We start from the raw sequence: 13,729 nt of genomic DNA, 5'->3' as shown, positions 1-13,729 counted from the left end.
AAATATCTTAATTTTCTCAATAAATTATAGAAGGCTCTTATAAAGTTCATAATTCTCTGTATCAAAACAAACGAATATTACTTCCTTTATACTTTCATTTTTCTCCAAAAATGTGGTAACTGTTTGAATAGCAATGGCAGCAGCTTTATTCTTTGGGAAATGATAAATCCCTGTACTGATATTTGGGAAAGCGATCGTTCTCACATTATTTTCTACTGCCAATCGTAAGCTGTTCTCATAAGCATTACTTAATAATCGCTCTTCTTCGGCATTTCCTTTATTCCATACCGGCCCTACCGTATGAATAACATACCTGGCCGGCAAATTACCTGCGGTAGTAATCACCGCCTCTCCTGTTTTACATCCTCCCTGACGCGCACGGATCAACTGACATTCTTCCAGGATGGTTTTCCCTCCTGCTCTATGGATAGCACCATCCACTCCACCCCCACCCAGCAAAGATGAATTAGCTGCGTTAACGATAGCGTCTACAGCCATTTGAGTAATATCTCCCTGGATCAGTTTTATTCTTTTGTTCATGAATTGTTATTTAAATTTAGCGACTTTTATTTTAAGGTCCTCAGTTTGAATATTGATTGCCAGATGTTGTTGATCAATAAATACACTGCATCTGACTGTTTAGTTCACTGATTTAGCTTTGGAATATGGGTTCAGGATTTGTTTTTCAATTTAACTTCACCTAATATTCACGTCAGATAAGGTGTATTTATTGATCAACAACACCTGGCGCAAAGATTATGTAATCAAACTGAGGCATGACCTAAAATTTATTTTGCTGTACTTTACAACGGATATCTAATGAACGCTATCATTTATCTCCAGGCCAAAGTGCCTGGAGGGATTCAAAGGACGATTCCTGGGTAATTGATTAATAAAAGTAAGCCTGGTCTTGTTTAAATAGTCGGTTTCTCTATTTCTTCCAGGAATAAAAGCACCTTTTCTTCCGCTGCTGTATGTAACAAAACATCTTTACCGAATAAATTTTCTCTCAGGCTTCGGTATAGCGTTATTGTGTTTTCGATTGCCGTTAGTAAAGAAAGTTTGTTATGTTCAGCCATTGTTAATTTTAATGCGGACAAGTCGTTTACAGGTAACTGGCTTTCTACTCTTCTTACGCCTCTTGGCAGATTACCATTCTTTATATGTAAGAGAGGGCCTAATACCACCAAACGTAAATAGCCAAAGAAATCCATTGCTTCGAAATATTCTCCCCGTCCGATTTTTAATAACGCATAGTGAATCCATACCCAGAAGCGGTCTTCAATCCATTGATAATCCGGATAAGGAAATTCAGAGGTGGTCTGATCTATTACCTGCTGTAACTGGTTTTCTGTATCTGCAAGGATAGTAGGTGTTTCTATCCGGGAGCGGAACTCATCTATGGTGACAAATTTAATGTCTACATGCAGGAGTGGACTGTCGTATAAACAAATTAATAATCTGGGTTCGCCCACGTGTTCTCCTGTGAATGCAGATAATAGCGTTCCGTACTGACTGGCATAAGCAAACATATTCTCTTTACTACCGGTGATCTTTTCCTTTGTTACTATGATAAGGTCCAGATCTGAGAACTCGTCTATTTCATTGGTGAGCCATGATCCTGCAACAGCCAGCCCGACAAGAGAACTGTCGGTTTTAACAATGTTTGTTACTTTATAAGCAAATTGTTGTTGTATCATAGTTATAAATTTAGTCATAAAAAAAGTCCCCGGTCAATATAACCGGGGACTTTTTTTATGACAAGTCTTTTAGAAATGTATGCCGAAACTAGCTACCACACGGCGAGGCATCTGAGGTTCCACCGTTGTCCAACCGCTCCAGTATTTCTTATCAGTGAGATTATCCAACTTCAGACCGATACGGTAAGCAGCACGCTCGAAGAATACAGAAGCGTTTATCACCGTGTAGGCTGGTAAGGTAAACTGACCGGTAACACTATTGTTAGTGATTATGTTCTCACCGGCATAATTACCCCCTATCCCCAGTCCTAAGCCTTTCGCTGCGCCAGCTTCAAGTTTGTAGCTGATCCAGGCATTAGCCAGTTGCCGAGGACCTGCACTTACAGGTCTCCTTCCTATAATGGTAGCAGAAGTTTTTTCGTTTTTGCTATCGTTGTAGCTATAGCCTAATACAATGTTCAATCCGGGTAAAGGATTAGCAACAATGTCTGCTTCTACTCCTTTGCTGGTGATATTACCATCCTGGATAGTATACTTTTCCCGGCCGGCTGCTGTATCTGGTCTTGTAACGTTGGTTACATGAATATCGTAGTAACTAACAGATGCATTCAGCTTACCGCCCAGTAACTCTGTTTTGACACCTGCCTCAAACTGGTTAGCCTGCTGTGGTTTGAAATTGCTGGTTGTTTTATCCGGCTGTATCACCGGGGTTACATTCTGGAATCCATTCATGTAGTTGGCGAATAAAGAGACTTTATCTTTTACTACCTGGTATACCAGTCCGAATTTAGGAGATACAGCGTTCTGTCTGAAATCAGAGATACGGTTATCGAAGCGGTCTACACGCACACTCAGCATCGCAGAAAGGCTGTTCGTTACATCGATTACATCAGATACGTATGCACTGTAAGTATTGGAAGATGTTACTGCGATGTTATTGCTAGCACCTGCTGCCACTCCTGCAGCATCTACAGCAGCCCTGCTGATGGCAGGGGAAGCCTTCTTAATGTTCACCACATCAAAAGTGAAATAAGTACCGTCGTTGTTTTTGGTGACGTTGCTGAGGAAGTCCAGGCCAATAACTATACGGTTACGCATACGGCCAATATGGAAGTCGCCGGTAAAGTTCTGCTGAATATCTGTAAAGGTAGTAGTGGAATTCTGATTGCTGAGAGAACGTGATAACGTAGTATCTCCGGACAATACGCTGATATAGGAATAATAACCTGTTGATCTGCGGGTACTGATAGACACATTTGTCTGGGATACCCATTGATCAGATAATTTATAATTGATCTGCCCGTTAACATTCACTACAGGATTCTTAATAGTAATATCATTACTGGTATAGGAGCGGTTGAAATCAATTCCCATATCCTGCGGACGGAAGATCTTCAAAGGCTCGGTACGGGTCAGGAACAGCATTTCTGTATTGGTACCCTCCGACTGATAAAACTCTGTGCTGAAATTGAATGATAAACGATCGTCTACATTATAGGTTAACGAAGGCGCAAAGAATACGCTCTTTTTAAAGCCTGCATCCTGCCAGCTATTCTCATAATGGTAAGCTGCATTTACACGGAAAAGTGCCTTCTTCGCTGAATCCAGCGGAGTGTTGATATCCGCTGTAATACGGTTCAGACCATAAGAACCACCGGTATAGGTAGCCTCCGCAGCAAAGCCCTGGAAAGGTTTTTTGGTTACTACGTTAATCAAACCACCAAAAGAAACCACGCTGCTGCCAAACAATGTACCGGAAGGGCCTTTGATCACTTCTATCCTTTCAATATTTGCAGGATCAGGACTACCATTACTGGCTCCCGCTATACCATTCACTACCTTTGGTTGCACAGCAAAACCACGAATGGAATAATACCCTGCACCATCGCCACTACGGCCTGTTGAACTCCATAGTTTATTAACGCCCGGGGCATTCTTCAGCGCATCATCAAAACCCGTAATCACCTGTTCTTTCATCAGCTCTTTACTGATCACACTATATACCTGCGGATTTTCCAGGTTTTTTAAAGGCAGCCTGGCTACATAATCTGTTTGTTTGCGGGCAAACCTGTTTGTATTACCGGTTATCACCACTTCTTTTAACTGCTTCTCAGACTCTTTCAGGCGAATAGTAATACTCGCTGTCTTATTAGCTTCCACAGTCACTTCCTGCGTAGTTACTTCGTAACCGGGAAGGGAAATAGCTACAATATGCAAACCAGCTTTTACATTATCTATTTCGAAAACACCATCCTGATTAGTCCAGGCTGTTTTCTTTGTATTTGTTAATAATACAGGAATCCCTTCAACAGGTACTCCTTCAGAAGAAATAACGGTACCACGTATACGTCCGTTACCGTCTTCGGTTGCTTTTACACTTATTGATAAAAGAGAAAAGAAAAATAAGAGTAATATTTTATTCATGACAATACATTTTGCGAATGCAAAGGTGATCCATAACCAGCTTTTTAGTTTATGAAATCGGGAAATTGATTTATAAAATCAGGAAAAATGAGTGGGATTTTCTCTTGCTGGTAAAAAGATAGCCGTATTCAAACGTGATTCTACACAATTAATTGAAGCATTTTGAAAGGAATTGAGACAGGATACGGATTTTAACCGGAATATGCTGCAGCAAGGGAAAGCATGTATAAGGAGAGCCGCAAGAAAAAGGGACAAATCATCTTTCGATAATTTGTCCCTTTTTCTTGCGGCTGTCTTGTCTGTATACTGTAGTAAATAAAAGGGAGCCTTCCAAAGAAAGACTCCCTATCAAAACTCATTCAAAAATCGCTTATTGAAAAGCCTTCAGCGTTGTCACTTTACATGTTGCCTTTGAGATTTCCACGTACGCTCCACCTGTATTCCTGATATTTCCATTCATTGCTAACCGCTGGATTGTTATCAGACTATCATTCTCGCTGATCTCAGTTTTAAAGTAGCCATCCTTATTCATTCTTTTGAAGGCCAGCTCACTTTGCTTACCGAATCAATATCACATCATTTAGCTATAAGAGCAGCACTGAATTTACGGCCTGTACAACAGACCGTAGTTGTTAATGAAATGCATAATAATGCCAGTAGTACTGTTTTCAAAGGCCTATTTTTTAGTACCTAATAAATGTATCCTTCGGATTCTAAAGGCCCCCTTGTTATTTGATGTTATTCAGTCTTACGCTTTCTTTTATTAATATCGTCCAAATACATAATTGTATTCCACATTGCGTTCATAGTTTCTACACTTTTTAGCCAAACAGTATCCTGTTCATTTATCTTCAAAAATTGAAAATCGCCCTTTTTACCTAAACTCATTGCATCTGCTTTTAAAATTTTACGAAACGCATCCAATGACATTTCGCCGGTTGTTCCCGAAAGTGTTAGATAATAAACGTACTCTTCTCCAACAATGGTATATATACCATCTTCTCTTTGAATACCGACCAGTGCCTTTTTACCTATACTATTCAAATATTTTATAATCTCAGCGTTTTCATCCCTGAACGCATCTTCTGCATAGATATCAAAACCATTTTGCTCTATTCTTGCTTTAATATTTACTTCTGCCATGTTATAATTTTACAATATTTCAGTAATTTTTCCCACAGCTTCACTGCGGGAAAAATTACTGAAATATTGCTTTTAAGCAATTATAGATTTAATATAAATATTTTTTGCAGTAGGCTGTTTATTACAAACATCGATCAACTTATTTCTTTTTTCTTCATACTTTTCTTTATTAAAAAGGTAGAGGAAGAAATAGGGTACATCACTCTCATCATCTCCATACTTTTCTATAAGCTGTTTACAATCATTTTCTGAAAATTCTTTACCATAAATTATATGCTGAAAATATTCCTTCCAAAAATGTAGCTCTGTATTGTTCGGATACTTACTTAAGCCTAAATCTAAAATATTTTGGTAGCTATTACCTCCTATAATACTATAATCATCCTTAATATTATTTGGAATATTAAATTCAAATAACTCAAAGGCAAAGCTCCAGTAAAGAAATGCTAAATTGATATAGTTGTCAGGTAAAATAGAGACTTTATTATTCTTTATTTCACTTTCGTAGCATCTAACTGCCTCTATATAATCCTTGTTTATTTCTTTAATTAATCCTATTTCCATTTTATTTTTATTATTTAGGAATAATATTTACACCTGCATTAAAGATTGTACCATCAATCGTTTGTGTCCATACCTGTTGTCCATTTCTATATATTTTAGAATACCCTTTAAATCCTCCTGCTGTCCTTTGGTAACTATTCAAAACATTAGAATTAAGATTTGCAGGATTATTGGCCACCTCTTCAAATAAGCTTATGTATCTGTTTTGAGAAGCAACAGTAGAAGGGTTGACGTGTCCTGTAGCATCTCTAAAAATGTGTCCTAAACTTGATTCGGATTTTGTAACTGTATTTGTTACTCCAGCTCTGGCAAGATTAAAACCCTCAGTACTTCCACCTTCTGCCAGCACTCTGGCTGCCTCTACTGCCGCTGCACGGCTCGACATACTCACAAAGATAAAACCTCCAGCCTGAATCACCTTATGAGTCCCATATTCCCATGCAGCCGCTTCTACCGCTGATTTAACGACCAGGTAACTGCCCCCCTGCTCTGTTTCAAACATCCTTCTGATAGTTTCCCGTTCATTTGCTATAGCCCTGCCTTGTTCCGGCTGGCTCACTCTCACTACTCCTCCTGTTACCACGCGGACTGGCGCTTTCCAGAGCGTCTATTACCTGTTTCGAATTGACAGGGCACACGGAGTTTAACTTGCTCTAGTAAGCCATTAGTATTGAATGGTAATTAGATAGTGAATATGCTACAATTACTATGTCTCAAACATACATATTTCAGGAAAACGACGAGATAGTATAGGTTATACCCGTGTTTGGAACAATGCTGCTTTTAAGGTTTAGTTTCGAATGTAAAGAGATATATTTTCTCTGATTTTTCAAAGAGTATTCTGAAATAACCTCTAATAATATCTACAGGAATTACAGTATAAACATCTGAAAATCTTGATTAACGGGATACGTTATATGAAAACACTATATCTAGTTGCCGAGCCACTCTGCAGCATGATTTTTCGCTTCAGGTGTCCCGATACATTACTACCAACGGCATCACCGGCACTTGCAAAGATATAAATAATGTTGTCCGTTTATGCTCACTGCTGATTAAAAAACTAAAATGGCACTACGCCATCTATTTGCGCATTAATCTGATATACTCAGGAAAAAGCTAACAGTTACATGAGGGATGCATCATTCATACGGGGTTCATGCTTAAACCATGCATCAGGTATGAAGGAGACATGAAGGAGATATGAAGGAGGTATGAAGGAGGGGTCTCAAACCGGAAGATACCATATCCGAAAAATTACCTGGAAAATTGTACCAAACTGTACCAAAATAAATGTAAAAAGGCCAGGAAAATTACGACCGGCTTTATGAAGAGCGGTGTTTATTAATAAACAAGGAAGGGGCGAACTGTTTCTTCCGGGATGCCTGTTGCTGTACAAAAATCCTGTACAGTCACGAGTTCTTCGTTAGTCTTCCCGACTTTCTCCCTCACTTTTTGCAAGAGCCGTCTTGCCGCTTTGTATTTCTTACCTGTAATATTCTCTACGTCTTTTGTACAGATTACTACCCTTTGTGGAAATGAGTTTATCATAATGATCTTTCTGGTCTTATTGGGTCATTTGTGGTCATATTTGGCCGGATAGGTCAACACATTTTTTCCGCAAGATCTCCCTTTGTAATATTGTTAAACAAACCTGGTAAACGACAGTTGCTGCAGACATTGGAAGCTTACAGGGTGAGGCTCTAGTATAACGTGCCAGTGTAAACGTTATACATCAAAATTAAACAAAAAATATCATGCCTAAACAGTTATCAACAGGAAAAATTAAGGGAACAATAGGGGATCTTACCTTCTATAAATCCCAGGATGGTTTAATGGTGAAACAAAAATCGGAAGTAAGTGCGGACCGTATTGCAACTGATCCTGCTTATGCACGTACACGGGAAAACGGCCGTGAATTTGGAAGAGCCGGTAAAACAGGAAAAGTGATAAGAGCTGCTTTCAGCAGCCTGCTATCACAGGTGGCCGATAACAGGGTAGTTTCCAGATTACTTCAGGCCATCATGGTGGCTCAGAAATCAGATACCACCAGCGTCCGTGGAGAGCGCAGTATTATCACCGGTGACGCGACTTTACTGGAGAGATTCGACTTCAACATTAAAAGTCCGCTAGGCGCTGTATTGCTGGCACAGTTCTCTGCCGCCGTTAATCGTGTAACCGGAGCAATGACCATTACGATTCCTGCTTTCGTTCCGGTAAAAACCATCAAGGCACCGGATGGTGCTACTCACTTTAAGGTGTTGGGAGCTGCTGCTGCAATTGACTTCGTAGATGAAACGTTCGTCACTGCAAGTTCAGCCTCCGCATCAATAGCCTACGGCTTGCAGGAAGAAGGTGAAGTAACACTTACGCAGAATTTACCTGCCAACAGTGAGGATCACTTATTCCTGGTGCTGGGAATTGAATTCTATCAGCAATTCAACGGAAGCCTTTATCCGTTAAACAGTGGCAATTTTAATGCCCTGACAATAGTGAAGGTAGATGCAGCGTAATAATGCAAGAAGATGCCTCCGATATGGAGGCATCTCTTTTTAGAATATCCCAAAAAATATTTTCTCTCCTAAGTTATTAATAATGAGTCTGTATGGAAGGGGTATAAACCCCTGTGCACCTGTTCTCGTGTGTACAATTTACTTTGATTTGCATAAAAATTATACAACGTATGCAAACAAACATTCCAGCTACAAAACAAGAATTACAACGCGTTGAAAAGGTAGTCTCCCGTTTAAAACAGGAGATGCTTCAGATGCGAAAACTATTAAAGCAGCAGCAGTTGCCAACGGATTATACTATGATCAAAAGCAGGGAAGTCCGGAAAATGCTAAGAGTATCAGCATCCACATTACAGACAATGCGCAACAAAGGAAAAATCTCTTTTACACGGATGGGAGGACTGCTATTGTACAATTACAACGATATCAGGGACTTGTTGCTCAATGGTAAAACAATTAAAAAACAAACACTATGAATTACATTCATCACCTGAATAATTTTTATCGCCGGTTAGATGAGGACCCACGGATTAAAGCGCTGCATATCAGCCTGTACATGGCATTGTTCCAATGCTGGAACTACAATCATTTTCCCAGAAAATTTCACATCACCCGTGCAAGGCTGATGCAGACGAGCAGGATTGGTTCTGCCAATACAATTGCAAGAATGATGAGAGAGTTACATACGTTTGGATATATCAGGTATTATCCGTCCCGGTATATTGGCGATCTTCCTCTAGTAGCCATGGCTTCTTTCGAGGATAACGAATTACCCGGTGTATCACTATTGACTTCTACGGACATCAATAATGATACTGGAGCTGTATCAGATTTGACGAAGAACGAGGTCAAAAATGATACTGCATCTACGTCAAAAGTGATACCTATTGTAAAACAAAATATAAACAATGAAAACAATGAGTGTGTTACACACACGCAGCAGTATCAGTTTTTATCAATTCCTTCCAAAGAAGAAGTGCTTACCTGGTTTACCGGGAAAAACGCGACAACTGAAAATGCGCTCGCTTTTTTCTTTCATTATTCTGCCAATGGGTGGATGATGGGAAAACATCCGATAAAGGATTGGAAAGCCGCTGCCGAAAAATGGATGATCACCACAAGAAAAAAAACAAATGATAACCGGCTCCACACAAATAACAACAAAAACTATTCAGCGCCGCTATAATTACTAAGAAATCATACAATCTGTTTAAAAACCCAGGCTGTCTCAAAAGTATTTGTAAACACTAAAAAAGGCTCCGTTAGGAGTCCCCTGATATTAGCAGTTCCAGGGGACTCCTAACGGAGTCTGTGTTTTGTTGTCTATTTGTTTCCTACAAACACGGGGCTCCTAACGGAGCCTATTATGTTTTGCCGCAAACATATCGAAGATGTATTAGTTACTTTTGACAGCATGTTTGCTAATTTGGACAAAAGAAAAATTTGGTCAAAATATTAGATATCATAAATTAGCTGTTATAAAAATTTACAAAAATGAAGATAGATATCGCAAGGCCCTTAACAACCAGGTCCGAAACCGTAATATTTAATCGAATAATAGATCAGAATGTCGACATCAGTTACCGTGCTGACCAGTATTGTTTACGAACTTTGCGAAGTAGAAAAAGATAACCTTACTGACAAAGAACAATACGAAGCATATATAGTCGCGCTCTTAGCGCAGGTCAACACTATCAAGAGAACTATTTTTATACAGAGCCTTGCTATTGTTAACGAACAGGAATACAGACAGTTTATTGTACATAAATACCGTACACTAACAGCACTCGCCAGTCTGTTGAAAGAGGCGCTTTCCAAAAAAGAAAACGAAGATTCTTTCGACGCACTATTGCTGAAAGAAGTCCTGACCCAGACAAGAGTACTTATTTATTTCGTACGCGCTCATTTCCCGCAGGCATTGAAAATATCGGGGGAAGGGCAGCAATTACCATCTATAGAAAAAATAAAACTGGATGTTACTTCAGGCGCGATGGCTGCTATTACAAAAGCGTTTGTGAAGTCAACACCGAATATCTCCAATAAATCTCAGGAAGAAATTCTACCTTATATCGTTGCGCATTTCAATTCCAAAAAAACGGATGACATAGCGATTACAACGTTTAAGAAAAATTATTATAGTCCTGCACCTGCAGATATTGGCGAAGCAATCATATTTCTTACAAAAATGATCCGCTATCTTAGAAATCTAAAAATTTAATTTCCCATCAATTTATTGATAATGAATGTGGTACGCAGGGGTTTAAACCCCTGCGTACCCTTTTTGTGTGCTTTATTTCTTTTGATTTGCATAAAACATTCAAAGTATGCAAACAAAGATTCCCATGACTCAAACAGAGCAACAACTGGTGAAGTTTTTTATCACCTATCGTGGAAAGCCAATCGTGCTAAGCCGGAAAATAGCCCGGAGGCATAACTATCAACAAATTATTAAAAGCAAAAAATCGAAACGATGAATTACATTCTTCACTTGCAAAATTTCTACTACCTCGTAGAAAGGGATAAGCGTCTGAAACCCTGGCATATTACATTGTATTTCGCACTGTTCAATACCTGGCATAAGTACCATTTTACGTCTGTATTCAGGATCTCACGTAATCTGCTGATGAACGGGAGCCATATCGGTAGTAAGAATACGTTGGCCAAAACACTCAGACAGCTGCATGAATATGGTTACATCATCTATCAGCCGGCGCTGCACAAAGGGCACTATCCGAAAGTAACGGTTATCAGGTTAACGGATCATGAGATCGTGAGAAATCAGTTGAATCTTTTTCCGGATGGCAGGACCGGTTCTGTAGTATCAGATGGACGTCCGACCATGCAAGAAGTTTTAAACTGGTTTAATAAAAGACATGTAACCCGAGAAACGGCCCTCTCATTCTATTCCTACTACGATTGGACAGAGAATGATCCGCCCTTCAAGAACTGGCAGGAAGCGGCTTCAAATTGGCTTTTACACTTAAATACTAAATTCTATATTCAGCATGACGCAAACAACGAAGGTGAGTTTTGAGACCCCCTATGACTATCATGCGATTTTACAACTCGTGATAGATAAGGGAAAAGAGATGTTTCATCCGGCTTATGATATCGATGATATCGATCGTGCGCCCATCCTCAGACTGATGACATATTTCCTTCAGGACGAAAACCTGGCTGATCATCTGGGTATAGACCTGTACAAAGGGTTAATCATCAATGGCCCTGTTGGTTGTGGGAAAACGGCTATTATGCGTATAATGCGGTCATTGTTATCCCCCTCATAAAAGATTCCCTATCCGTTCGTGCAGGGAAGTAAGTCTGGAGTTTATGAGAGAAGGTTATATGGTGATAAGCCGGTACAGTAAACAATGCTTTGATCTGTATTCAAGTACACCGCGTCCCTGTTGCTTTGATGACCTGGGATTAGAAACAGATGTAAACTATTTCGGCAACAATACGAACGTAATGGCGGACATTCTGTTTCATCGTTATGATCTGTTCATGGAACAACACATGATGACTTATTTGACCACAAACATGAATGGGGAAGAACTGGAAGCGCGTTATGGTAACCGTCTACGGAGCCGGTTACGGCAGATGTGTAATCTGATCGCTTTTTCTCCTGACAGTAAAGACAAACGAAAATGAAAGAATATATTATCATTATTCTGTTATTTATATTCATTACTATTTTAACACTAAGAACATGTTTTCATAAAGAAGAACATATCAATATTACCCAGGACAGCGTAGTATACTGGAAAGACAAATACAACACAGAACACATTCGCAAAGTGGCAGGCAGCCTCCAACAGCCATCTGCGCTGTTAAACACTGTAAAGAGCCAAACGAAGCAGAACAACGTTCAGGAGGTAACAGCCATCGGTACTGCGGCTTCCGGGTCGTTGCATCCAACGGTAGATACGGTATATCTTTCAGATTCTACTAAAGCATACAAATTACGCTTTCATGACAGCTGGCTGGATCTTAGCGGTGAAATAGGAAAAGAGCCGGTTATTAATTACCGGTTTACGGATTCGATTATTATCACGGCTTATCAGCAGCATAAAACAACTTACGTAGATGCTTATAGTCGGAATCCAAACGTTCACTTAACGGGCATTACGGCGCTGAGGATGGTGAACAGGCAACATTTCGGAATAGGGCCTTATGCGGGTGTAGGGTTTGATGGGAAAAAGTTTGTTCCTTCTGTAGGTATCTCATTACAGTACTTATTTATAAAATTCTGATTATGCGGAATATAAAATTTATTGTTATTCATTGTACCGCGACGCCACCTTTAACACCCGTTTCTGCTATTCAGAACTATTGGAGGACACAGCTGCACTGGAAGAATCCGGGATACCACTATATTTTACCTGCAGATGGGACTGTTCAGCGGCTACTGGATGAGGAGTTAATTGCGAATGGCGTTAGGGGGCATAATGATGTGTGTATTCATGTTAGTTATATAGGAGGGGTTGATGAGGATAATAATCCCCGGGATACACGGACGCTGGCTCAGAAAACCGCATTGTACTATATGGTTTGCTTACTGAGAGAGAAATATCCCGCAGCTGTTGTTCAGGGGCATAGGGATTTTGCAGGAGTGCATAAGGCGTGTCCGTCGTTTGATGTGAAGGATTGGTTGAAAGAATTTGTGCCGTGATTATAGTTAATAATGGGGATGTTTTAGCAAACAAAGGGTATCTTTTCAGATGCCCTTTTTGTTAATATCGCGTATTTCAGGTAATAAGCCAGTCACCTCAGTATTTGCCTGTTACGTGCTTTCTAAGGCCACCTGTGTAATTCTGTTGGCATTATCATAATCATAGTCAAAAGCGCGGGGAATACCATCTGAGCGGCTTTTCCATTTAGCCCCTGCAATGTTTCCGTTCAACTCTTTATTGCCGAAGCTGTAATCATAACTAAGTTCCTGCCCAAACCAGATTACTAACCTTTTTTCTGTTCACTATTCGATTTTGTCTAGTTCACTGTTTAATGCTTCTCTAAACATGGAAATATCCATGACTTCTCCTTTTTTAGTTGGCAATGGCAGAAGTGAAAGCTTAAAATTCTTGTTTTCATAATCAGGCAGATATTCCTCAAGAAAGTCACTAAGCTCAATAACCATAGGTGTATAGTTTGCAAAATTACCGGTACAATATAATTGCGCAAACTCTTTGAAAGGCCATATAGGAAATATGACATTTTGAACTTCATCAGTTAACATGCCTAAGGCTTCTGCTTCACCTACAATAGTCCATAATGTTTCCCAATCAGCAATTCGCTTAATAGTATATTCAAATCGTTTTTCTGGCGACTCACTAAGTACAGAATCTATTTCCCTTTGACTAATTTTATAATATTCTGTAGCCATAA

17 protein-coding genes are annotated in these 13,729 nt (G+C 39.6%); 9 read left to right on the top strand and 8 right to left on the bottom strand.

What is annotated here, in order from left to right:
* Positions 1-24 precede the first annotated feature (24 nt).
* The 7 genes from GO495_RS09525 to GO495_RS09495 all read right to left on the bottom strand — a co-directional run bounded on the left by GO495_RS09525 (position 25) and on the right by GO495_RS09495 (position 7,382).
* The gene (locus tag GO495_RS09525) at positions 25-540 is read right to left on the bottom strand and encodes an O-acetyl-ADP-ribose deacetylase (RefSeq protein ID WP_157299449.1); all 516 of its coding nucleotides are present in this window, start codon (positions 538-540) and stop codon (positions 25-27) included.
* 374 nt (positions 541-914) lie between these two features.
* Positions 915-1,700, bottom strand: a complete 786-nt coding sequence (locus GO495_RS09520; RefSeq protein ID WP_157299448.1) for a nucleotidyltransferase domain-containing protein — start codon at positions 1,698-1,700, stop codon at positions 915-917.
* 69 nt (positions 1,701-1,769) lie between these two features.
* Positions 1,770-4,124: a TonB-dependent receptor gene (locus GO495_RS09515; RefSeq protein WP_157299447.1), complete on the bottom strand. Its 2,355-nt coding sequence runs from the start codon at positions 4,122-4,124 to the stop codon at positions 1,770-1,772.
* Positions 4,125-4,862: 738 nt separating this feature from the next.
* Positions 4,863-5,267 carry a hypothetical protein gene (locus GO495_RS09510; RefSeq protein ID WP_157299446.1) on the bottom strand — a complete coding sequence of 135 codons (405 nt, stop codon included), beginning with the start codon at positions 5,265-5,267 and terminating at the stop codon, positions 4,863-4,865.
* A gap of 72 nt (positions 5,268-5,339) precedes the next feature.
* Positions 5,340-5,831, bottom strand: a complete 492-nt coding sequence (locus tag GO495_RS09505; protein ID WP_157299445.1) for a hypothetical protein — start codon at positions 5,829-5,831, stop codon at positions 5,340-5,342.
* Positions 5,832-5,841: 10 nt separating this feature from the next.
* A complete protein-coding gene (locus GO495_RS09500) occupies positions 5,842-6,333 on the bottom strand; it encodes a hypothetical protein (protein ID WP_157299444.1) in 492 nt (163 codons plus the stop codon).
* An 842-nt stretch (positions 6,334-7,175) separates the two neighbouring features.
* Positions 7,176-7,382, bottom strand: coding sequence for a hypothetical protein (locus tag GO495_RS09495; protein ID WP_157299443.1), 207 nt, complete (start codon positions 7,380-7,382; stop codon positions 7,176-7,178).
* A gap of 206 nt (positions 7,383-7,588) precedes the next feature.
* Between GO495_RS09495 and GO495_RS09490 the strand changes: the two genes are divergently transcribed.
* The 9 genes from GO495_RS09490 to GO495_RS09450 all read left to right on the top strand — a co-directional run bounded on the left by GO495_RS09490 (position 7,589) and on the right by GO495_RS09450 (position 13,016).
* Positions 7,589-8,344, top strand: a complete 756-nt coding sequence (locus tag GO495_RS09490) for a hypothetical protein (protein WP_157299442.1) — start codon at positions 7,589-7,591, stop codon at positions 8,342-8,344.
* Positions 8,345-8,514: 170 nt separating this feature from the next.
* Complete coding sequence (locus GO495_RS09485; RefSeq protein WP_157299441.1) at positions 8,515-8,820, top strand: helix-turn-helix domain-containing protein; 306 nt, start codon at positions 8,515-8,517, stop codon at positions 8,818-8,820.
* The gene (locus GO495_RS09480; RefSeq protein WP_157299440.1) at positions 8,817-9,530 is read left to right on the top strand and encodes a hypothetical protein; all 714 of its coding nucleotides are present in this window, start codon (positions 8,817-8,819) and stop codon (positions 9,528-9,530) included. The genes GO495_RS09485 and GO495_RS09480 overlap by 4 nt, the downstream gene beginning before the upstream one ends.
* Before the next feature lie 381 nt (positions 9,531-9,911).
* Positions 9,912-10,562, top strand: a complete 651-nt coding sequence (locus GO495_RS09475; RefSeq protein WP_157299439.1) for a hypothetical protein — start codon at positions 9,912-9,914, stop codon at positions 10,560-10,562.
* Between the two features lie 252 nt (positions 10,563-10,814).
* Positions 10,815-11,378, top strand: coding sequence for a hypothetical protein (locus tag GO495_RS09470; protein WP_157299438.1), 564 nt, complete (start codon positions 10,815-10,817; stop codon positions 11,376-11,378).
* Positions 11,350-11,631, top strand: coding sequence for a hypothetical protein (locus GO495_RS09465; protein ID WP_157299437.1), 282 nt, complete (start codon positions 11,350-11,352; stop codon positions 11,629-11,631). The genes GO495_RS09470 and GO495_RS09465 overlap by 29 nt, the downstream gene beginning before the upstream one ends.
* Positions 11,632-11,674: 43 nt before the next feature.
* Complete coding sequence (locus GO495_RS09460; protein ID WP_157299436.1) at positions 11,675-11,995, top strand: hypothetical protein; 321 nt, start codon at positions 11,675-11,677, stop codon at positions 11,993-11,995.
* The gene (locus tag GO495_RS09455) at positions 11,992-12,597 is read left to right on the top strand and encodes a hypothetical protein (protein WP_157299435.1); all 606 of its coding nucleotides are present in this window, start codon (positions 11,992-11,994) and stop codon (positions 12,595-12,597) included. Before GO495_RS09460 ends, GO495_RS09455 begins: the two co-directional genes overlap by 4 nt.
* 2 nt (positions 12,598-12,599) lie before the next feature.
* Positions 12,600-13,016 carry an N-acetylmuramoyl-L-alanine amidase gene (locus tag GO495_RS09450; RefSeq protein WP_157299434.1) on the top strand — a complete coding sequence of 139 codons (417 nt, stop codon included), beginning with the start codon at positions 12,600-12,602 and terminating at the stop codon, positions 13,014-13,016.
* A 303-nt stretch (positions 13,017-13,319) separates the two neighbouring features.
* Here the strand turns inward: GO495_RS09450 and GO495_RS09445 are convergent, their stop codons facing one another.
* Positions 13,320-13,727, bottom strand: coding sequence for a DUF2750 domain-containing protein (locus GO495_RS09445; RefSeq protein ID WP_157299433.1), 408 nt, complete (start codon positions 13,725-13,727; stop codon positions 13,320-13,322).
* Between the last annotated feature and the right edge of the window lie 2 nt (positions 13,728-13,729).

Origin of the sequence: Chitinophaga oryziterrae (assembly GCF_009758125.1) — a bacterium.
GTDB classification, from domain to species: domain Bacteria; phylum Bacteroidota; class Bacteroidia; order Chitinophagales; family Chitinophagaceae; genus Chitinophaga; species Chitinophaga oryziterrae.
The sequence above is the reverse complement of the archived record's forward strand: the minus strand, read 5'-3'. Positions and strand labels throughout refer to the sequence as shown.

Bases quoted from the DNA above. Each gene is read 5' to 3' on its own strand.
- GO495_RS09525 (WP_157299449.1), bottom strand. From the start codon at position 540: ATGAACAAAAGAATAAAACTGATCCAGGGAGATATTACTCAAATGGCT.
- GO495_RS09520 (WP_157299448.1), bottom strand. From the start codon at position 1,700: ATGATACAACAACAATTTGCTTATAAAGTAACAAACATTGTTAAAACC.
- GO495_RS09515 (WP_157299447.1), bottom strand. From the start codon at position 4,124: ATGAATAAAATATTACTCTTATTTTTCTTTTCTCTTTTATCAATAAGT.
- GO495_RS09510 (WP_157299446.1), bottom strand. From the start codon at position 5,267: ATGGCAGAAGTAAATATTAAAGCAAGAATAGAGCAAAATGGTTTTGAT.
- GO495_RS09505 (WP_157299445.1), bottom strand. From the start codon at position 5,831: ATGGAAATAGGATTAATTAAAGAAATAAACAAGGATTATATAGAGGCA.
- GO495_RS09500 (WP_157299444.1), bottom strand. From the start codon at position 6,333: ATGTTTGAAACAGAGCAGGGGGGCAGTTACCTGGTCGTTAAATCAGCG.
- GO495_RS09495 (WP_157299443.1), bottom strand. From the start codon at position 7,382: ATGATAAACTCATTTCCACAAAGGGTAGTAATCTGTACAAAAGACGTA.
- GO495_RS09490 (WP_157299442.1), top strand. From the start codon at position 7,589: ATGCCTAAACAGTTATCAACAGGAAAAATTAAGGGAACAATAGGGGAT.
- GO495_RS09485 (WP_157299441.1), top strand. From the start codon at position 8,515: ATGCAAACAAACATTCCAGCTACAAAACAAGAATTACAACGCGTTGAA.
- GO495_RS09480 (WP_157299440.1), top strand. From the start codon at position 8,817: ATGAATTACATTCATCACCTGAATAATTTTTATCGCCGGTTAGATGAG.
- GO495_RS09475 (WP_157299439.1), top strand. From the start codon at position 9,912: ATGTCGACATCAGTTACCGTGCTGACCAGTATTGTTTACGAACTTTGC.
- GO495_RS09470 (WP_157299438.1), top strand. From the start codon at position 10,815: ATGAATTACATTCTTCACTTGCAAAATTTCTACTACCTCGTAGAAAGG.
- GO495_RS09465 (WP_157299437.1), top strand. From the start codon at position 11,350: ATGACGCAAACAACGAAGGTGAGTTTTGAGACCCCCTATGACTATCAT.
- GO495_RS09460 (WP_157299436.1), top strand. From the start codon at position 11,675: ATGAGAGAAGGTTATATGGTGATAAGCCGGTACAGTAAACAATGCTTT.
- GO495_RS09455 (WP_157299435.1), top strand. From the start codon at position 11,992: ATGAAAGAATATATTATCATTATTCTGTTATTTATATTCATTACTATT.
- GO495_RS09450 (WP_157299434.1), top strand. From the start codon at position 12,600: ATGCGGAATATAAAATTTATTGTTATTCATTGTACCGCGACGCCACCT.
- GO495_RS09445 (WP_157299433.1), bottom strand. From the start codon at position 13,727: ATGGCTACAGAATATTATAAAATTAGTCAAAGGGAAATAGATTCTGTA.